This window comes from [Empedobacter] haloabium (assembly GCA_008011715.2).
Lineage (GTDB): Bacteria > Pseudomonadota > Gammaproteobacteria > Burkholderiales > Burkholderiaceae_D > Rugamonas > Rugamonas haloabia.
Map to the genome: position 1 here is coordinate 4007277 of CP136508.1, position 18521 is coordinate 4025797.

General features: G+C 66.2%; 16 protein-coding genes and 9 tRNA genes. 7 read left to right on the forward strand and 18 right to left on the reverse strand.

What is annotated here, in order from left to right; all coding sequences use genetic code 11:
- The 7 genes from E7V67_017405 (at position 1) to dbpA (ending at position 6546) form a co-directional block, all read left to right on the forward strand.
- A complete protein-coding gene (locus tag E7V67_017405; protein ID WUR11482.1) occupies positions 1-210 on the forward strand; it encodes a hypothetical protein in 210 nt (69 codons plus the stop codon).
- 68 nt (positions 211-278) lie between these two features.
- Positions 279-1193 (forward strand): hypothetical protein, encoded by a 915-nt coding sequence (locus E7V67_017410; GenBank protein ID WUR11483.1) that lies wholly within the window; start codon positions 279-281, stop codon positions 1191-1193.
- Positions 1194-1569: 376 nt separating this feature from the next.
- Positions 1570-2727 carry a class I SAM-dependent methyltransferase gene (locus tag E7V67_017415; protein WUR11484.1) on the forward strand — a complete coding sequence of 386 codons (1158 nt, stop codon included), beginning with the start codon at positions 1570-1572 and terminating at the stop codon, positions 2725-2727.
- A gap of 58 nt (positions 2728-2785) precedes the next feature.
- Positions 2786-2862: transfer RNA gene (locus tag E7V67_017420), tRNA-Met, on the forward strand.
- Positions 2863-3063: 201 nt separating this feature from the next.
- The gene (acpA, locus tag E7V67_017425) at positions 3064-4701 is read left to right on the forward strand and encodes an acid phosphatase (protein WUR11485.1); all 1638 of its coding nucleotides are present in this window, start codon (positions 3064-3066) and stop codon (positions 4699-4701) included.
- Between the two features lie 118 nt (positions 4702-4819).
- Positions 4820-5053 carry a hypothetical protein gene (locus E7V67_017430; protein ID WUR11486.1) on the forward strand — a complete coding sequence of 78 codons (234 nt, stop codon included), beginning with the start codon at positions 4820-4822 and terminating at the stop codon, positions 5051-5053.
- A gap of 80 nt (positions 5054-5133) precedes the next feature.
- The gene (gene dbpA / locus E7V67_017435) at positions 5134-6546 is read left to right on the forward strand and encodes an ATP-dependent RNA helicase DbpA (protein WUR11487.1); all 1413 of its coding nucleotides are present in this window, start codon (positions 5134-5136) and stop codon (positions 6544-6546) included.
- 215 nt (positions 6547-6761) lie between these two features.
- Here the strand turns inward: dbpA and E7V67_017440 are convergent, their stop codons facing one another.
- The 18 genes from E7V67_017440 to gltX all read right to left on the reverse strand — a co-directional run bounded on the left by E7V67_017440 (position 6762) and on the right by gltX (position 18469).
- Entirely contained in the window at positions 6762-8351 is a 1590-nt protein-coding gene (locus tag E7V67_017440; GenBank protein ID WUR11488.1) for an amidase, read from the reverse strand.
- A gap of 106 nt (positions 8352-8457) precedes the next feature.
- On the reverse strand, positions 8458-9033 hold the full coding sequence (locus E7V67_017445; GenBank protein WUR11489.1) for an elongation factor P: 576 nt from the start codon (positions 9031-9033) through the stop codon (positions 8458-8460).
- Positions 9034-9103: 70 nt separating this feature from the next.
- Positions 9104-10264, reverse strand: a complete 1161-nt coding sequence (gene earP, locus E7V67_017450; protein WUR11490.1) for an elongation factor P maturation arginine rhamnosyltransferase EarP — start codon at positions 10262-10264, stop codon at positions 9104-9106.
- Between the two features lie 64 nt (positions 10265-10328).
- A tRNA-Glu gene (locus E7V67_017455) sits at positions 10329-10404 on the reverse strand.
- A gap of 37 nt (positions 10405-10441) precedes the next feature.
- Positions 10442-10517: transfer RNA gene (locus E7V67_017460), tRNA-Glu, on the reverse strand.
- 111 nt (positions 10518-10628) lie between these two features.
- Positions 10629-10967: a cytochrome C oxidase subunit IV family protein gene (locus tag E7V67_017465; GenBank protein WUR11491.1), complete on the reverse strand. Its 339-nt coding sequence runs from the start codon at positions 10965-10967 to the stop codon at positions 10629-10631.
- 11 nt (positions 10968-10978) lie between these two features.
- A complete protein-coding gene (locus tag E7V67_017470; protein ID WUR11492.1) occupies positions 10979-11686 on the reverse strand; it encodes a heme-copper oxidase subunit III family protein in 708 nt (235 codons plus the stop codon).
- 3 nt (positions 11687-11689) lie between these two features.
- On the reverse strand, positions 11690-12361 hold the full coding sequence (locus E7V67_017475) for a bb3-type cytochrome oxidase subunit III (protein ID WUR11493.1): 672 nt from the start codon (positions 12359-12361) through the stop codon (positions 11690-11692).
- Positions 12358-14130, reverse strand: coding sequence for a cbb3-type cytochrome c oxidase subunit I (locus tag E7V67_017480; GenBank protein WUR16305.1), 1773 nt, complete (start codon positions 14128-14130; stop codon positions 12358-12360). Before E7V67_017480 ends, E7V67_017475 begins: the two co-directional genes overlap by 4 nt.
- 141 nt (positions 14131-14271) lie before the next feature.
- Complete coding sequence (locus tag E7V67_017485) at positions 14272-15372, reverse strand: cytochrome c oxidase subunit II (GenBank protein WUR11494.1); 1101 nt, start codon at positions 15370-15372, stop codon at positions 14272-14274.
- A gap of 77 nt (positions 15373-15449) precedes the next feature.
- Positions 15450-15944 (reverse strand): hypothetical protein, encoded by a 495-nt coding sequence (locus E7V67_017490; GenBank protein WUR11495.1) that lies wholly within the window; start codon positions 15942-15944, stop codon positions 15450-15452.
- Between the two features lie 315 nt (positions 15945-16259).
- Positions 16260-16335: transfer RNA gene (locus E7V67_017495), tRNA-Glu, on the reverse strand.
- Between the two features lie 34 nt (positions 16336-16369).
- Positions 16370-16445: transfer RNA gene (locus E7V67_017500), tRNA-Ala, on the reverse strand.
- Between the two features lie 51 nt (positions 16446-16496).
- Positions 16497-16572: transfer RNA gene (locus E7V67_017505), tRNA-Glu, on the reverse strand.
- Between the two features lie 34 nt (positions 16573-16606).
- Positions 16607-16682, reverse strand: a tRNA-Ala gene (locus tag E7V67_017510).
- A 117-nt stretch (positions 16683-16799) separates the two neighbouring features.
- Positions 16800-16875, reverse strand: a tRNA-Glu gene (locus tag E7V67_017515).
- 33 nt (positions 16876-16908) lie between these two features.
- Positions 16909-16984 (reverse strand) — tRNA-Ala (locus tag E7V67_017520).
- Positions 16985-17059: 75 nt separating this feature from the next.
- The gene (gltX, locus tag E7V67_017525; GenBank protein ID WUR11496.1) at positions 17060-18469 is read right to left on the reverse strand and encodes a glutamate--tRNA ligase; all 1410 of its coding nucleotides are present in this window, start codon (positions 18467-18469) and stop codon (positions 17060-17062) included.
- Between the last annotated feature and the right edge of the window lie 52 nt (positions 18470-18521).

Consider the following 18521-nt stretch of genomic DNA (forward strand, 5'->3'; position numbering starts at 1 on the left):
ATGCTGAAAGCCCCCCGTACCCTGACGTTCAAGTGCGCCAAGTGCGCCAAGGCGGTAACTGTTTCCCTGCAAAAAGTTTCCGCGTGCTCCCATATCACCCCGTATTCGGGCGTCTGCTCGTGCGGCGAAGTGAAACTGCATGCCACCGGCCAGCCGGAAGCCGTCCAGGCCTACCTGGCATCCAATGGCCTGTGGACGCACCACCACTGAGCGCCTCAAGTTATCGGCGCCGCTGCCGATAGTTCCCGGGTGACGTGACATCTGACGAAAGGCCCACCATGACTTCCATCTCGCCGTTCGGTCCCCGCCCTTACACGACAACGACGCCCGCGGCCACGGGCCAGCCCAACACCCGGACGGACAAGACGGCGGCGCCGATCCGCCAGGCGCCCGGGTCGGCCGTGACCCCGTCCAACGTGGCCCTGTCGAGCAATGCGCTCGACCTGCAGGACCGTGTCGCCGGCCTCGGCAATGCCGCCATCGACCTGGCGCAGAACCTGCTCGGCAATTTCGCCAAGCACCTGTTCGGCGACGCGATGCAGGGCGCCACCATCGACTTCGATTCGGTCAGCCTGGATTCGCAATCGACGATGGAAGCCGGCAGGCTGCACGCCGAGGGCGCGCAGGGCGTCACCGACGCCGCCGCGTTCCGCCTGACCGACAGCGCGCATTTCCTCGGCAAGGGCACGATCACGCTGGCGGACGGCCAGAAATTCGATTTCGAGGTCGAGGTGCAGTACGAGTCGGCGCTCTCGATCGGCACCGAAAGCACGCGCCGGCGCGAACTGGCCGAGCAGAACCCGGCGATGCCGCTACCGGCCGTCGAGTTCCCGGACATCGACTGGCCGGGCAGCCTGAACGACATCTTCAAGCTGATGGACAAGCGCATGTCGGCCGACCTCAAGGCGGCCGACGGCGACATGCTGGGCACCCTGTCGGCGCGCCTGCTCAAGCTGGTCAACAGCGCGCAGGCGCTGGACACCTACGGCCCGCCGACGACGGCGCAGGTGAAACAGGCCACCAATGCCTACGCGACGGAGTCGGCCAGCGCGCCGGCGCCTGTGAAAGCGGGCCCGCCACCCGTGCAGGCCCCGGCCCCGGAGCCGGTCGTCGATACGCAGACTGTCCCGCCACGCGGCGGCGACATCCCGCTGACGATTTCCACGACGCCGCCGCCGGACGACGCGGCCTGACGGCGGCGTGGCCGTCTTATCGCCGTAGCGCCGCGTTATACTGTCCTGGGCGGGTTTCCGGGTCCAGGCCCAGGCAGTTGCGAGGATACAGGAGCAGCAGCGTGAAGACGACTGCGGCAAGGGCGCGGTGGCGTACGGTTTTGTTGTGTTTCATACGAGCTTTCAAGGATGGTGCTGCGTCCAGCCGGAGACATTCGAGCCGGTTGCACCTGTTCCGTATAGCTCGCGCCAGCATCCATGTATGCGTCGCGGCGCTCATCTCGCAAAACGCCCGGCGCCGCAAGGTCATTTGACCGTAGCCGCTATAATGCCGGGCCGCGCACGGCCGGCGCTCGCTCGCCCCGCCCGCGCTCCTGTCACCTTCACCGAAAGCACCATGCAAGCATCCGATACCGCGCCTCTCATCCACTGGACCGAACAAGGCGAGCCACGCAGCGCCCGCTGGCACTCGGAAGCGGGCATGCCGCCGCCGAAGAAGGTCGTCGTGGCGGACGACACGACCAATGCCGACACGGCCTACCGCCTGGCCTGCGAGGGCACGGCGCTACTGTGGCGCGGCGACTTCCAGAATGCGCGCCAGCTGCTGCAGGCGCTGGCGCGGCGGGCCGACCACAAGCACGGCAAAGGCAAGAAAAAGGTCGCCAAGGTGCCGGCCACGCCGACCGAAGCCTTCCACCTGCACCGCCAGGCGCAGTCGCAGCGCGCGCGCACGCTGGCGATGCTGCTGATTCCGTTCGACCCCGGTTACGTGATCCCGCTGCGCCGCGCGCCGGACGTGCACCTGGCCTGCAACGAAGCCTACGGCCGTGGCGACGATGCCTTCGTCATCTCGCTGCGCGAGCTGCAGGGCCTGATTGGCGCGCACGAGTGGCGCAAGACCGGCGTTGAGATCCCCGCGCTGGGCGCGCGCATCCACCCGCACTACGGCGTGTTCTCGCCGGTGCGCGGCGAGTACGTGCAACTGGTGGCCGATACGCCGCTGCCGCGCGGCGCCGAAGCGCTGGCGTTCGACATCGGCGCGGGCACCGGCGTGCTGTCGGCGGTGCTGGCGCGGCGCGGCGTGCGCCACGTGGTGGCGACCGACATGGACCGCCGCGCGCTGTCCTGCGCGCGCGACAACATCGCCCGCCTCGGCCTGGACGAGCAGGTCGAGCTGCTGGAGGCGGACCTGTTCCCGCCCGGCCGCGCCGCGCTGGTCGTCTGCAACCCGCCATGGGTGCCGGCGCGTCCCGGCTCGTCGATCGAGCACGCCGTCTACGATCCGGACAGCCGCATGCTCAAGGGCTTCCTGGCCGGCCTGAAGGAGCATCTGGCCGACGGCGGCGAAGGCTGGCTGATCCTGTCAGACCTGGCCGAGCACCTGGGCCTGCGCCCGCGCACGCAGCTGCTGGAATGGATCGACCGGGCCGGCCTGAAAGTGCTGGGCCGGCAGGACGTGCGCCCGGTCCACCCGCGCGCCAGCGACGCCAGCGATCCGCTGCACGCGGCCCGTTCGGCCGAGGTGACGTCGCTGTGGCGTCTGGGCGCCGCCTGACCTTTTTTCGGCGGACCTTGCATAAATAAACGACCCGGTATATAATTCTTGCCTCAGACGCGGGGTGGAGCAGTCTGGCAGCTCGTCGGGCTCATAACCCGAAGGTCACAGGTTCAAATCCTGTCCCCGCAACCAGATTCGAAAAGCCGCTGATTCTTCGGAATCAGCGGCTTTTTTCATTGCCCGCCCCTACGACGGCCGAGCCCGTGTCAACAATGGGGTCAGGCACGAAAGCTGACACGGCCTCGGCCGTTGGCGGCCGTCAGCGGCTCCTTTGCCCGCCCCGGCCGTGGTGTTACACTCGGCGCGTTTCTATCAGCTCAAGAGGAGCCGCGCGTGACGGACCAACACGATTCCCCTTCCAATCCCTCGCGCCGCCGGCTGTTCGGCGCTGCCACCGCCGCCAGCGTGGTCGGCGCCCTGCCCGCCATGGCCGCGCCGGCGCAGGCCAAGCCTGTCGCGAAGGGGTCGCTGGACGCCAAGCTGAAGGCGCACGTGAAGAACGTGGTCGTCATCTACCTCGAGAACCGCAGCTTCAACAACCTGTTCGCCAACTTCCCCGGCCTGGCGGCGCCACTGGCGGACGTGCCGCCGGAGCGCTATCGCCAGCGCGATGTCGACGGCAGCATCCTGCCCGAGCTGCCGAAGGTCTGGGGCGGCGCGGTGCCGGTGCCGCAGGACATCGCCGGCGTGCGCGTCGAGCTGAAGGAAGACGACGTCAAGGGCCTGCCCAACGCGCCGTTCGCGCTGAAGGACGCGACGGGCAAGCCGCTGTCGGAAGCCGTCATCACGCGCGACCTGCAGCACCGCTTCTACCAGAACCAGATGCAGATCAACGGCGGCCGGAACGACGGCTTCGTCGCCTGGACGGACGCCGGCGGCCTGGTGATGGGTTACTACGGCGAGACGGACAAGAACCTGGGCCTGTGGCAGGTGGCGCGCGAGTTCACCTTGTGCGACAACTTCTTCATGGCGGCCTTCGGCGGCTCCTACCTGAACCACCAGTTCCTGATCTCGGGCCGCACGCCGGAGTACTTCAACGCGCCCCAGACCAAGGCGAAAAAGAAGATCGCCGCCACCGCCGACGGCGCCAAGGGTACGCGCCTGGCGCTGGCGCCGGACTCGCCGCTCTCCGCGCTGCAAGGTCGCGCCAGGTTCGTCAACGACGGCGCCATCACGCCGGACGGCTACGTGGTCAACACGATGTCGCCACCCTACCAGCCCAGCTACGTGCGCCCGGCGCCCGGCGGCGACCCGCTGCTGGCCGACCCGGACGACGCCAACACGCTGCCGCCGCAGAGCTACGACACGATCGGCGACCTGCTGTCGCGCAAGGGCGTGTCGTGGGCCTGGTATGGCGGCGCATGGCAGGCCGCGCTGGACGCCAAGGGCGGCGGCGCCAAGCCCAACTTCCAGGCCCACCACCAGCCGTTCAACTACTTCGCCAACTACGCGCCCGGCACGGCGGCACGCGCGCGCCACCTGCGCGACGGCGGCCTGGGCGACAGCCCGATTTCCAACCGCTTCCTGGCCGACGTGGTGGCAGGCAAGCTGCCGGCCGTCAGCTTCTACAAGCCGCAGGGCAACCTGAACCTGCACGCGGGCTACTCGGACATCGAGTCGGGCGACCAGCACATCGTCAACGTGCTGCAGCACCTGCGCCATTCGCCGCAATGGCAGGACATGGTGGTGGTGGTCACGTTCGACGAGAACGGCGGCTGGTGGGACCACGTGGCGCCGCCGCAGGGCGACCGCTGGGGGCCGGGTTCGCGCGTGCCCGCCATCGTCGTGTCGCCGTTCGCCAAGAAGGGTGCCGTCGACCACAGCTTCTACGACACCACCTCGATCCTGCGCTTCATCACGCGCTTGCACGGCCTGCCACTGCTGGAAGGCCTGGCCGAGCGCAATCGCGCGTTCGCCGCGCGCGCCGCGCAGCCGCCCGGGGACCTGACAGGCGCCCTGGCCTTCCGCTGATCCGCCGCCAAGGCGGCCCGCCGTTGTGTTACACTGCGGGCCGCTATACATTGAGAGCCCGACTGCGACAGCCGGGCTTTTGTTTTTCGGGGCGCTTCATCCGCCCCCATTTCGGACCATGAGAGACAAAAAAGACAATGCGACCTTCGACCTGCCCGGCTTCGGCCCGGCGGCGCCGATGGAGCCGGAGCCGAAACGGCCGCCGGCGCCGCGCGTCCGCCGCGCCGCGCTGAAGCAGGAACAGATGGAACTGCTGGAACCGACCGATGCCACCGGCCTGCCGGTCTGGCAGCGCGACGACAACCTCGACCTCACGGGCCTGCCCGTCTGGTCCCAGGGCGACGTCCAGTAACCCGGCGCGTCTCGCGCCACAACGCCTCGTGTCCGGCAGGTTTTGCTAGACTATCCTTTCACCCCTACCTCCCCGCCGCCATGACCGCCACCGCCTTTGCCACCCTGCCCCTGCTTGATTCCTTCCTGGCGAACCTCGATTCGCTGGGCTACAAGACCATGACGCCGATCCAGGCCCAGAGCCTGCCGGCCGTGCTGGAAGGACGCGACCTGATCGCCCAGGCCAAGACGGGCAGCGGCAAGACCGCCGCGTTCGGCATCGGCCTGCTGCACAAGCTGAACCCGGCCTGGTTCGCCACCCAGGCGCTGGTGCTGTGCCCCACGCGCGAGCTGGCCGACCAGGTGGCCAACGAGCTGCGCCGGCTGGCGCGCAGCGTCGGCAACGTCAAGGTGCTGGTGCTGACGGGCGGCGCGCCGATGCGGCCGCAGATCGCGTCGCTGGAGCATGGCGCCCACGTCGTGGTCGGCACGCCGGGCCGCATCCGCGACCATATCGGCCGCCAGACGATCGACCTGTCCACCGTGCAGACGCTGGTGCTGGACGAGGCCGACCGCATGACGGACATGGGCTTCTACGACGAGATCGCCGGCATCGTCAGCGCCTGCCCGAAGCGGCGCCAAACCCTGCTGTTCTCGGCGACCTATCCGGACGATATCCGCCAGGCCACCGAGGCCTTCCTGGCCGATCCGGTCGAGGTGACGGTCGAGGCGCAGCACGACAACAGCAAGATCGTGCAGCGCTTCTACGAGATCGGCTTCGACGAGCGCGACGCCGCTGTCGGCAAGCTGCTCAAGCACTACAAGCCGGCGTCCGCCATCGTGTTCTGCAATACCAAGGTGCACTGCCGCGAGCTGGTGGACGAGCTGCGCGCGCAGGGCTTTTCCGCGCTGGCCCTGTACGGCGAGCTGGAACAGCGCGAACGCGACGAGATCCTGGTGCTGTTCGCCAACCGCAGCTGCTCGATCCTGATCGCTACCGACGTGGCGGCGCGCGGCCTGGACATCCAGAACCTGGAAGCGGTGATCAATGCCGACGTGTCGAAGGATACCGAGGTGCACATCCACCGCATCGGCCGCACCGGCCGCGGCGACGAGCAGGGCCTGTCGCTGACCCTGTGCGCGCCGAACGAGAAGAAGTGGGTCAAGCTGATCGAGGAATACCAGGGCGCGCCGGTCGAATGGCACTCGCTGAAGGAACTGGACGACGACGAATACGCGCAGGGCGACGCGGCGCCGATGATGACCTTGTGCATCCTGGGCGGCAAGAAGGACAAGCTGCGTCCCGGCGACGTGCTGGGCGCGCTGACCGGCGATGCGGGCCTCTTGAAGGAGCAGGTCGGCAAGATCAACGTGACGGAATTCCAGACCTATGTGGCGATCGACCGGCGCGTGGCGTACGACGCGTTCGCCAAGCTCAATGCCGCCAGCCGCCAGGGTGGGGATTTCGGCAGCTTCAAGGGGCGTAACTTCAAGATGCGGTTTATCGAGGTTTGACGAGCCGTCGGCTGGTGATGCATCGGGGTCTGTCCCCGCAGGGGACTGACCCCGAAGTTTGGCAGCGTTGCGTCGGAGCGAGAAAACTTCGTGTAAGCCTGCGACGTTCGCTGCTTGGGGTCTGTCCCTTCGGGACTGACCCCGGTTTTAATCGATACTTATGAGCCGCTGATAAAAACCGGGGTCAGTCCCCGTTGGGGACAGACCCCAAGCCATCAGACGTTGGTGGTGTTGATTGACGCCGCGAACGTCGGCGCCCGCCGCAGCAAGGTCGCCTGCTCGTACGCGTACGCCATCCCGATCAGCGCGGCCTCGCTCCAAGCACCGCCGACGAACGACAGCCCCACCGGCAGCCCATGCACCAGCCCCGCCGGAACCGTCACGTGCGGATAGCCCGCCACCGCCGCCGGCGAGGAGAAGCTGCCGCCGTAATGGTCGCCGTTGACGAAATCCGTCAGCCAGGCCGGCCCACCGGTCGGCGCCACCAGCGCGTCCAGCCGGTACTCGCGCAGCACCTTGTCGATGCCTTCCTCGCGCGCGTAACGCCGGCAGGTCGCCAGCGCGTCCAGATACTCCTTGCTGTCCAGGCCACCCTTGGCCTCGGATGCTTCCAGATGCTCCTGGCCGAAGTGGCGCAGCTCGCGCTGCGCGTGCTGGCGGTTGAAGGCGATGACGTCGGCCATCGTCCTCACGGGCGCGTTCGGTGCATAGCGGCGCAGGTAGTCGGCCAGGCCCGGCTTGAACTCGTGCAGCAGCACGGCGATCTCGGCGTTGCCGTACTTGTCCGTATTCGGCACCTGCACGTCCACCAGTTCGGCGCCCTGCGCCTTCAGCACGGCCAGGGCCTGCTCGATGCGGGTGTCGACGTCGTCGTTGAGGCCGAAGAAGTTGCGGGCGATGCCGAGGCGCTTGCCGCGCAGCGCGTCGCGTTGCAGCGCCTGCGCGTAGCCCGTCGCCTTGCCGGCGCCCTCGCGCGTGGCGGCGTCCTCCGGATCCACGCCCGCCAGCGCGTCCAGCAGCAGCGCCGCGTCCGCGACCGTGCGCGTCATCGGCCCTGCCGTGTCCTGCGACGCCGCGATGGGAATGATGCCGCTGCGGCTGACGAGGCCCAGCGTGGGCTTGATGCCGACCAGGCCGCAGATGGACGCGGGCGAGACGATGGAGCCGTCCGTTTCCGTGCCGACCGCCAGGGTGGCCAGGCTGGCCGCGATGGCGGCAGCGGAGCCGGAGCTGGAGCCGCTGCAGTTGCGGTCCAGCGCGTACGGATTGCGCGTCAGCCCGCCGCGGCCGCTCCAGCCGCTGGTCGACTGGGTCGAACGCATATTGGCCCATTCGCTGAGGTTGGTCTTGCCGAGGATTACGGCGCCAGCCGCGCGCAGGCGCTGCGTCACGAAAGCGTCGTGCGCCGCATGGCTGTCCGCCAGCGCCAGCGAACCGGCGGAGGTGCTCATCCTGTCCGCCGTGGCGATATTGTCCTTCAACAGCACGGGGATGCCGTGCAACGGTCCGCGCAGCTTGCCGGCGCGGCGTTCGCGGTCCAGTTCGCGCGCGATGCGCAGCGCTTCGGGATTGAGCTCGATGATCGCATTGATGCGGGGACCGGCCTTGTCGATGCGGGCGATGCGGGCCAGGTATTGCGAGGCCAGGGCATGCGCCGTCAGCTTGTTCGCCGCCATCTGTGCCTGCTGCTGCATCACGCCGGCGTCCAGTATGCTGGCCGGCGCCGTCCGTCCCAGTGCGCCGCGCGCGATGGCGAGCGTGCCGCCCGCCGCCAGGCCCATCTTCACGAAATCCCTGCGCTCCATCCCGCCTCCGTTATCGATAACGCTGCAAGAATAGCAGTGTTAGGCAAATACAAAGCGAAAAAAAACGCTGCCGAAGCAGCGTTTTTTTAGTGACACGAAGCGGTGATCAGTTACGGATGACGCGCTTGTATTCGTTGGTACGGGTGTCGATTTCGATCATGTCGTCCTGCGACACGAACAGCGGCACCTGCACGGTGTGGCGCTTCGATTCGATCGCGTTTTCGATCTTGGCTTCCTTCAGGACGTTGCCCGAGGTGTTGCCCTTGACGGCCGGCTCCGAGTACACCACCTGGCGCACGATCGTGGTCGGCAGCTCGACCGAGATGGCCTTGCCGTCGTAGAAGACAGCTTCGCATTCCATGCCGTCCTTCAGGTAGTTCAGCGCATCGCCCAGGTTTTCTTCTTCGATTTCGTACTGGTTGTATTCCTGGTCCATGAACACGTACAGCGGATCGGCGAAGTACGAGTAGGTCACCGGCTTCTTGTCCAGCACGACCACGTCGAACTTGTCGTCGCCGCGGAACACGTTTTCCAGCGGCGCGTTCGTCAGAAGATTCTTCATCTTCCACTTGTAGGTGAAGCCCGTGCGGCTCGAACCGTTGACGTCGGAACGCAGCACGATGAATGGCTTGGCGTCAACCATGATGATGTTGCCAACACGAATTTCTTTTGCGGGTTTCATAAGAGAGAGTGTCTACACTAAAAAATGGGTTGCAGTAACCGCCCATCATACCATGTTATGTTGGCGCCGCCTACCGCAGCGACCGCGCGAAATGCAGCAGGTTCGCTGCCAGGTCGCCGATTTCCAACATGCGATTTTCCCAATCCCGAGCACGCGCCAGCAAACCATCCCGATCACACTGGAATGCCGTCCATAATTCGGCCCAGCCACCCTCTTCCGTATTATCTTTGACAGCGGCGCCATTCCAGCGCAATGACAAATCGGCCAGGCTGGCTATATCCGGGCAATAGCGCTGCAGGAACGCGCGCAGTTTTTTATGGTGCAGGTTGTCGTCCTGCGGATAGATGTGCCAGACAAACGGGCGACCCGCCCATTGCGCCCGCACGAAGGAATCTTCGCCGCGCACGAAATTGACGTCGCAGGCCCACAGCAGCCGGTCGTAATCGGGCTGTGGCACGAATGGCAGCACGCGTACCGTCAGCGCGCCGCGGGTCGCCACAGCGCCCGCAGTGGCGGGCCCGCCCAGGAATGCCTCGACCGCATCGGTGGCGACACCCTCCGGCACGAAACAAGCGACCGGCGCCTGGCCTTGTTGCCAGCAGTCGAGCAGCGCCGACACGGGTGCATGACGATAGCAGAACAGCGATACCTTCAGCGCCGCCTGCTCGGCGGTGGTGATACCGAGGCCGGACAGGAATGCGGCAGCCGCGGCCGGGTCCGCCTGAAAACGCGTGCGCTCATCCAGCAAATCCCGCTCGCGCAGCAGGCCGCCCGTCTTGTCCGTAAAACCGGGGAAGTAGAAATACTTGGTCAACGGCAGGCGCGGGTGCATCGACGGCAGCGTGTGACAGCCCTCTACCCACTCCTCCGCCGTCAGCCCCTCCAGGTTCAGCCAGACGCTCTTGCGCTCGCACTGCGCCATTGCCTCCACGTAGCCGGGCGGGATGTCGACGGCGAAGAATTCGATGACGATGTCCGCCACGTCCGCCGGCGTGAACGCGCCATCCTGGCCAGCCCAGTGCCGCACCAGCACGCCCTCGGCCTGTTGGCTGGCGGCCGCGGCATCGACGCCCGGGCAGATGCGGGCAAAGCTGTGCAGGTCGTCCACCCACAGCGTGACCTGCACGCCGTGTTCGCGCACGAGTTGGCGCGCCAGGCGCCAGCAGATGCCGATGTCGCCATAGTTGTCGACGACTTTGCAGAAGATGGCGAGCGTGGTGGGGTTGGACATGGGCGCAATGACGAGGAAAACAAAAAAGCCGCGCTGGAAACCAGGCGGCTTGATTGGTTGACTTTGGCGTCCCCACGGGGATTCGAACCCCGGTACTCACCGTGAAAGGGTGATGTCCTAGGCCTCTAGACGATGGGGACCCGGACTCTTCTACATGTTGACGTCGCATCTGCGACCTGGCGTCCCCACGGGGATTCGAACCCCGGTACTCACCGTGAAAGGGTGATGTCCTAGGCCTCTAGACGATGGGGACGTCGTAAAAGCGTGCGCGCATTATAGCACCGGGGCTGTAGGCGTTACAAGGGCGAAACGTATGCCGCCCCGCAATACGTTTTGCCCTGATAGCCTGTCGGCATCGGCACGCTTAACGAAAGTACAGCATGCGCGCCGTGAACACGTAATCCGATTCCAGCACCATCAAGCCCGCCAGGACGAGCAGCGCGGCGGGCGGGACCACGACCACGCAGATCAGCACCAAACGCTCCCAGCGCAGATGCATGAACACGGCGACGATCAGCCCGGCCTTGGCCAGCATCAGGGCCACGATCAGTGTCCAGCGCAGCGCGCCCTGCAGCTGGAACACGTCCACCATATAGGACAACGCGCTGAGCAGGAACAGCAGGCCCCATATCTTGAAGTACAGGCCCAGCGGGTGCTGCTGATGCGCATCGGCAGCTGGCACGGCTTCGGTCGCTGTACTCATCGCCCCTCCCGTCACCACAGGTAGAACAACGCGAAGATGAAAACCCACACCAGATCGACGAAGTGCCAGTACAGGCCGGCGATCTCGACGATATCGTAATTGCCGGTGCTCTCGTAGCGGCCCGCCAGCACGCGCCGGGCGACGACCAGCAGGTAGATCACGCCAGCCGTCACGTGCATGCCGTGGAATCCCGTGATCATGAAGAAGCTGGCACCGAACTGGGCCGACCCCATCGGATTGCCCCACGGCCGCACCCCTTCGGCAATGAGCTTGCTCCATTCGAATGCCTGCATGCCGACGAACAGCGCGCCGAACGCCGCCGTGGTCATCATCAGCGCGGCGCAGCGGCCCCGTTCGCGCCGATAGGCATAGTTGACGGCCAGCGCCATTGTGCCGCTGCTCGTGATCAGTACGAAGGTCATGACGGCGATCAGGATCAGCGGCAAGTGTTGGCCGGCAATCGTCAGCGCGAACACTTCGCTCGGATTGGGCCATGGCGTGGTGGCGGCGATGCGCACCGACATATAGCCCGTCAGGAAGCTGCCGAAGATGAAGGTATCGCTGAGCAGGAAGATCCACATCATCGCCTTGCCCCACGATACGCGGAACATCTGGCGGTCGCCCGCCAGGTCCGCAGCCAGGCCGTGCCAGCCACCCTGCCCTTCGCCGGCACTCGCCTGCGGCGCTTGCCCTGCCGTCGTGGCGCCATCACCGCCCATGGCTCACCTCCCGCCGATGCCGACGGCGGCGCAGAAGTCCTGCACCAGCCCGGGCGTTACACGGAACAACAGCGTGAACAGCGCCAGCCACAGTATCAGCAGCAGGTGCCAGTACTGGCTGCACAGTGACACGCGCGTGCGCGCTGGCCCGGCATCGCCCGGACCAGCGCGCCCGCAGCCAGGCTGCCCCATGACGAGCACGGCCGCGACGATGCCACCGGCTACGTGCAGACCGTGCAGGCCGGTCAGCATATAGAAGAACCCGGCGCCCGGGCTGGCAGCGGGCGCGTAGCCCTGCGCGGCCAGGACCCGCCATGCACTCAGCTGGCTGAGCACGAACGCCAGCGCGCACAGCAGGCCCAACAGGCACCACCGTTGCGTCGCCACGGCGCGCCAACTTGCGATCTGCCACGCCACGCTGGCGCCGGCCAACAGCGCGGTGGACAGCCACAGCTGCCACGGCACCGCCGGCGGCGCGCGCCAGTCGCCATAGCCGATCCGCATCATGTAGGCGATGCCGAACAACAGGAACAGCATGCAGACGACGACCATGAACGTCCACAGCCCTACCTGCGCGGCACTGTGGCGCGCCACGCCGCCCCACTCGCCCGTGGCGGGCTGGAACGGCGCCGGACGCAGCGCCGGCGTCAGTGCGGACAACAGCGCGGCCTTCATGCCGCCCCTCCCGCGCCCGGTGCCATGGGCGCGCCCGGGCCAGCAGCTGCGCGCCGTGGCGCCTCGTCCTCGTCCGGCTCGTCGGGCCCCACGTTTTGCGGCAGGAAGTCGCCTTCCGGCCCTGCGCGGCCGTAGGCATAGGCGCCGCGGTACACGACGGGCAGTTGCGTTCCCCAGTTGCCATGGCCGGGCGGCGTATGCGGCGTCTGCCACTCCAGGCTGGCGGCGCGCCACGGATTGCCGCCCGCCGCGCGTCCCCGCACGGCGCTCCAGCCCAGGTTGAACAGGAACAGCAACTGGGCGATGCCGACCACCAGCGCGGCCACGGTGATGAAGGCGTTCAGTTGCTGGGCGGACGCGGGGATGAAGCTGTAGTTGTCGTAGCTGTAGTAGCGCCGCGGCATGCCCAGCAGCCCCAGGTAGTGCATCGGGAAGAAGATCGCGTAGGCGCCGAGGAAGGTGATCCAGAAATGCCAGCGTGCCAGGCCCTCGTGGAACATGCGGCCCGTCACTTTCGGATACCAGTGATATAGCCCGCCGAACACCGCCAACACGGGCGAGACGCCCATCACCATGTGGAAGTGCGCCACCACGAAATAGGTGTTCGACAACGGGATGTCGACGCTGACGTTGCCCAGGAACAGACCCGTCAGCCCGCCGATGAGGAAGGTGCTGATGAAGCCCAGCGCGAACAGCATCGGCACCGTCATGTGGATGTCGCCGCGCCACAGGGTCAAGGTCCAGTTATACACCTTCAGCGCGGTCGGCACGGCGATGACGAGGGTGGTGACGGCAAAGAAGACGCCGAACAGCGGGTGCATGCCGCTGACATACATATGGTGGGCCCAGACCACGAAGCTCAAGGCGCCGATGACGACGATGGCCCACACCATCATGCGGTAGCCGAAGATGCACTTGCGTGCATGCACGCTGATCAGGTCCGAGATGATACCGAAGGCGGGCAGCGCCACGATGTAGACCTCGGGGTGGCCGAAGAACCAGAACAGGTGCTGGAACAGCAGCGGGCTGCCGCCGTCGTAGGCGGCCGGCCGCCCCATCGAGACCAGCGCCGGCATGAAGAAGCTGGTGCCCAGTACGCGGTCGAGCAGCATCATGACGCCGCTGACGAACAGCGCGGGGAACGCCAGCAGGGCCAGGATCGTCGCGACGAAGATGCCCCACACCGTCAGCGGCATGCGCATCAAGGTCATGCCGCGCGTGCGCGCCTGCAGCACCGTCGTCACGTAGTTCAGGCCACCCATCGTCGCGGCGGCGATGAACACCAGCAGCGAGACCAGCATGACGACGATGCCGGACTCGATGCCGGGCGTGCCCGGCAGGATCGCCTGCGGCGGATACAGCGTCCAGCCCGCCCCGGTGGGCCCGCCCGGCACGAAGAAGCTGGCCAGCAGGATCAGCACCGCCAGCAGGTAGAACCAGAAGCTGAGCATGTTCAGGAACGGGAACACCATGTCGCGCGCGCCCACCATCAGCGGGATCAGGTAATTGCCGAAGCCGCCCAGGAAAATCGCCGTCAGCAGGTAGATCACCATGATCATGCCGTGCATCGTGATGTACTGGTAATAGCCGACCGGATCGATGAACGCGAACTTGCCGGGGAATCCCAGCTGCAGGCGCATCAGGTCGGACAGCACGATGCCGACGATGCCGACGACCAGCGCCGTCAAGGTGTATTGCACGGCAATCACCTTGTGGTCCTGGCTCCAGATATAGCGGGCGGCGAAGCTGCGCGGCGCGTGCTCGTCCATCGCCGCGCCATCGTCCGGCGTGACTGCCACGTGCCTGGACGCCGCGCCTTCCTCCCGGCCACCGGCATCATCCGTTGCGTTGTCATGGTCCTGCGCCATCGCTCCTCCCTGCCGGCCTGCCGCGACAAGCGGTGCCGCGTGTCATTGCAACGACCTGATGTATTCGACCAGCGCCGCCAGCTCGGCGTCGCTGACCTGGCCCGGCGGCATCACCGGCGGATAGCCCTGCACGATATGCGCCTGCGGTACCTGGATCGACTGCCGCAGGTAGGCCTCGTCCACGCGCAGCTCCTGCCCGCCCTCGAAACGGCGCAGGCTGCCGTACAGCCCTTTCCAGCTGGGACCGACGCGCACGCTGCCGTCCACGCTGTGACAGGCAGCGCAGCCCTTCGACTGCGCCAGCAGCCGGCCCTGCTTGCCCTCCTCGGGCGGCCCGCCGATGCCGCCCGGACCCTGCCCGCCGAACGTTGGCTGCCGGGCCAGCCAGGCGGCATACGCGGCCGCAGTCTCCACCACGACGGCGCTGCGCATCGTCGAATGCCCCACGCCGCACAGCTGCGCGCACAGCACTTCGTAGCGCCCGGGCCGCTCCGGCGTGAACCAGAAGTGCGTGACCATGCCCGGCACCATGTTCATGCGCGTGCGGAACTGCGGCACGTAGAAGTCGTGCAGCACGTCCTGTGCGCGCAGTTGCGCCAGTGCCGGGCGGCCGACCGGCAGGTGCAGCTCCTGGCCGTCCACCAGGACGTCGTCCTGCCCATACGGGTCGCGCGGGTCCATGCCGAACGGGTTGCTGGCCTGGATGAAGCGCACGTCGGCCGCGCCCAGCCTGCCGTCCCGGCCCGGCAGCCGGTAATGCCACTGCCATTGCTGCCCCATCACCTCGAAGCGCAGCGCGTCACGCGGCGGGTCGATCAGGCGCGCATACACCGTGAGCCCCGGCGCCAGCAGCCCGACGATGCCCAGCGACGTCAGCCCGATCAGCCACCACTCCAGCTTGCGGTTACCGTGTGCCGCCGAGGCCCGGTGCCCGGCGCGGTGGCGATAGCGCACGACCGTGTAGGCGATGAACAGATGCAGCACGACGAACGCCACGCCGGTGATGGCGAACGTGAGCATCAGTGCGTCGTCCATCGCATGCCAGTTCGACGCGATGGGCGTCAGCCACCAGGGACTGGCGACGTGGAAGGCCAGTGCGCCGATGGCGATCAGCACGAGCGATATTGCGACGGCGGTCGTCATGCGGAGCTCCGGGAAAGGTTGCATCTGCCCGCCGCCGACAAGCGCGGCGGCCGCGGACCTGTTGCCGCCTGCGCGCGCTATCCGGTCGGCCGTTCCAGCTGGCGATAGACGCCGGCGGTTACGATGCCGAACACGACATGGCCCAGCAACGTCGTCCAGCCGCGCAGTTCTTCGAACCAGGTCAGGACGCCGGCGATCACATGGAAATTAAACAGATACAGCACCGCACCGAACAAGGCGCCGGTCGCCAACACCAGCGCCAGGCTGGAATCCAGGTGGAACGGTGCGACCACGGCGGCCAGCACAAAGCCGAAGAAGATGCCGAGGATGTAGTGGACCACGAGCGCGGCAACGAGCACCGGCATGCTGTAGCCCGCTCCCTGCAGCACGGAGTCGCCCAGCAGCATGGCGGCGATCAGGCGCGGCGGCCGCCACGGGTCCAGCCCCATCGCCACGTCGAAGGCGAGCTCGAGCAGCATCAGGATGCCGCCGGCGCCGAAGCCGGCGATGGCGGCGACTGCCCAATCCGGTTCGCGCGCGACCCAGCGATGCGAATGCAGCAGCGGTTTCATGCGAAGTTCCATGCTTCCCCCTGCGAATGACGAATGACGAATGATGAATGACGAAGGACGAAGGACGAAGCCGAGTGACGACAGCGAGTGACGGCAAGCGTCCCATGCCCATGCAAGGCTGCGGCCATGTCGGCGCGACCCGCTGGCATGCACGGTCCTGTTGGAGTGTAGGCCGCTATCGGCTACGCGCAAGGAGGGAATTTTTTGAGAGTTCGGGAACTTTTTTGAGCTGAGATGCTCAGTCGTGCGCGCAACACGGACAATAAAAAAGCCGCTCACGGGCGGCTGATTTTCTGCGCGGCGCGGCGTGCGCCTTGGCGTCCCCACGGGGATTCGAACCCCGGTACTCACCGTGAAAGGGTGATGTCCTAGGCCTCTAGACGATGGGGACCTTGGAACTTCCGATTTACTACGTTGTCTGTACTTGGTGGAGGTAAGCGGGATCGAACCGCTGACCTCTTGCATGCCATGCAAGCGCTCTCCCAGCTGAGCTATACCCCCTCTGGTACAAACAATTTACGACTACCTACTACTACCAGCGCTTGGCATCGCTGGCGTCCCCACGGGGATTCGAACCCCGGTACTCACCGTGAAAGGGTGATGTCCTAGGCCTCTAGACGATGGGGACCTCGGAACTACCGTACTACATTTCATCCGCACCTTGGTGGAGGTAAGCGGGATCGAACCGCTGACCTCTTGCATGCCATGCAAGCGCTCTCCCAGCTGAGCTATACCCCCGCTGGCACAGACAAAATAAAAGCCGCTCAGCGCGACTTTTGTTACCACTTGCCGCCTGGCTAAGGCGACGAGTACAACAAAACATCAACTGCTCTACTACTTTACTGCCGGTACTGCTGGCGTCCCCACGGGGATTCGAACCCCGGTACTCACCGTGAAAGGGTGATGTCCTAGGCCTCTAGACGATGGGGACCCGGAACAACTACTACAACATTCTTCGCCAAACTGGTGGAGGTAAGCGGGATCGAACCGCTGACCTCTTGCATGCCATGCAAGCGCTCTCCCAGCTGAGCTATACCCCCGTTTGCGAAGAGACAGAAGTATAGCAGCCGTTACGGAAAACGCAAATACCCTCCTGAAATAATTTCAGTAAATCTTCACAGGTACTTCGCCAGGCGCGCAGCCACGGTCGCGCGACCGAACAACTGCAGCACCGCGTCGATGGCCGGCGTCTGCAGCTGGCCCGTGACGATCAGGCGCAGCGGCATCGCCATCTGCGGCATCTTCAGGCCGTTTGCGGCCAGCACTTCCTTCATCGCCGCGGCAATGGCTTCCTTGGTCCATTCGACCGTCTGGATGCGCTCGGCGAACTGAGCCAGGGCCGGCTTGACGGCGTCCGTGAAGTGCTGCGTCATCAGCGCCTCGTCCGGCTGCGGCTGGCGGTAGAACAGCATTGCCGCGTCGGCCAGTTCGTTGACGGTATTGGTGCGCTCCTTCAGCAGCCCCAGCACGGTCGCAAGGTCGGGGGCGTTGTCGAAATCGGCGCCCGCCGCCAGCATGCGCGGCTTGGCCAACTCGGCCAGGCGGCCGTTGTCGGCCTGCTTGATCCAGTAGTTGTTCAGCCAGGCCAGCTTCTCGTTGTTGAACTGGGCCGCCGACGCCGTCAGGTGCTCCAGGTTGAACCACTCGCAGAACTGCGCCATCGAGAACACCTCGTCGTCGCCGTGGCTCCAGCCCAGGCGCGCCAGGTAGTTCAGCATGGCCTCGGGCAGGAAGCCCTGGGCCGGGTATTCCATCACGCTGACGGCGCCGTGGCGCTTGGACAGCTTCTGCCCGTCCGAGCCCAGGATCATCGGCAGGTGGCCGTATTCCGGCAGCGGCGCGCCGATCGCGCGCAGGATGTTGATCTGGCGCGGCGTGTTGTTGACGTGGTCGTCGCCGCGCAGCACGTGGGTGATGCGCATGTCCCAATCGTCCACCGCCACGCAGAAGTTGTAGGTCGGCGTGCCGTCGGTACGCGCGATGATCAGGTCGTCCAGTTCCTTGTTGGAGATCGTGATCGTGCCCTTGACGACGTCGTGCCACGTGACGTCGCCATCGAGCGGGTTCTTGAAGCGCACCACGGGCTTGCGGCCTTCAGGAATGGCGGGCAGCGTCTTGCCCTCTTCCGGACGCCAGGTGCCGTCGTAGCGCGGCTTCTCGCCGGCGGCGCGGAAGCGCTCGCGCATCGCCTCGACTTCTTCCGGCGTCGAGTAGCAATGGTAGGCGGTGCCGGCGGCCAGCATCTGCCCGATCACCTCGCGGTAGCGGTCCATGCGCTGCATCTGGTAGAACGGACCTTCGTCGTGATCGAGGCCCAGCCACTGCATGCCGTCGATGATGGCCTGCACGGCTTCGGGCGTGGAGCGTTCCAGGTCGGTGTCCTCGATGCGCAGCACGAAGGTGCCGCCGAAGTGGCGCGCATAGGCCCAGGAATACAGCGCCGTGCGGGCGCCGCCCAGGTGGAGGAAGCCGGTCGGGCTGGGAGCGAACCGGGTGCGGACGGGGGTGGCTGGTGCAGTGGTCATTTCGGTACGAAGCGATAGGGATAAAGGGCTTATTTTACCCGCAACTCGCATA

Bases quoted from the DNA above. Each gene is read 5' to 3' on its own strand.
- E7V67_017405 (WUR11482.1), top strand. From the start codon at position 1: ATGCTGAAAGCCCCCCGTACCCTGACGTTCAAGTGCGCCAAGTGCGCC.
- E7V67_017410 (WUR11483.1), top strand. From the start codon at position 279: ATGACTTCCATCTCGCCGTTCGGTCCCCGCCCTTACACGACAACGACG.
- E7V67_017415 (WUR11484.1), top strand. From the start codon at position 1,570: ATGCAAGCATCCGATACCGCGCCTCTCATCCACTGGACCGAACAAGGC.
- E7V67_017430 (WUR11486.1), top strand. From the start codon at position 4,820: ATGAGAGACAAAAAAGACAATGCGACCTTCGACCTGCCCGGCTTCGGC.
- dbpA (WUR11487.1), top strand. From the start codon at position 5,134: ATGACCGCCACCGCCTTTGCCACCCTGCCCCTGCTTGATTCCTTCCTG.
- E7V67_017440 (WUR11488.1), bottom strand. From the start codon at position 8,351: ATGGAGCGCAGGGATTTCGTGAAGATGGGCCTGGCGGCGGGCGGCACG.
- E7V67_017445 (WUR11489.1), bottom strand. From the start codon at position 9,033: ATGAAACCCGCAAAAGAAATTCGTGTTGGCAACATCATCATGGTTGAC.
- earP (WUR11490.1), bottom strand. From the start codon at position 10,264: ATGTCCAACCCCACCACGCTCGCCATCTTCTGCAAAGTCGTCGACAAC.
- E7V67_017465 (WUR11491.1), bottom strand. From the start codon at position 10,967: ATGAGTACAGCGACCGAAGCCGTGCCAGCTGCCGATGCGCATCAGCAG.
- E7V67_017470 (WUR11492.1), bottom strand. From the start codon at position 11,686: ATGGGCGGTGATGGCGCCACGACGGCAGGGCAAGCGCCGCAGGCGAGT.
- E7V67_017475 (WUR11493.1), bottom strand. From the start codon at position 12,361: ATGAAGGCCGCGCTGTTGTCCGCACTGACGCCGGCGCTGCGTCCGGCG.
- E7V67_017480 (WUR16305.1), bottom strand. From the start codon at position 14,130: ATGGACGAGCACGCGCCGCGCAGCTTCGCCGCCCGCTATATCTGGAGC.
- E7V67_017485 (WUR11494.1), bottom strand. From the start codon at position 15,372: ATGACGACCGCCGTCGCAATATCGCTCGTGCTGATCGCCATCGGCGCA.
- E7V67_017490 (WUR11495.1), bottom strand. From the start codon at position 15,944: ATGAAACCGCTGCTGCATTCGCATCGCTGGGTCGCGCGCGAACCGGAT.
- gltX (WUR11496.1), bottom strand. From the start codon at position 18,469: ATGACCACTGCACCAGCCACCCCCGTCCGCACCCGGTTCGCTCCCAGC.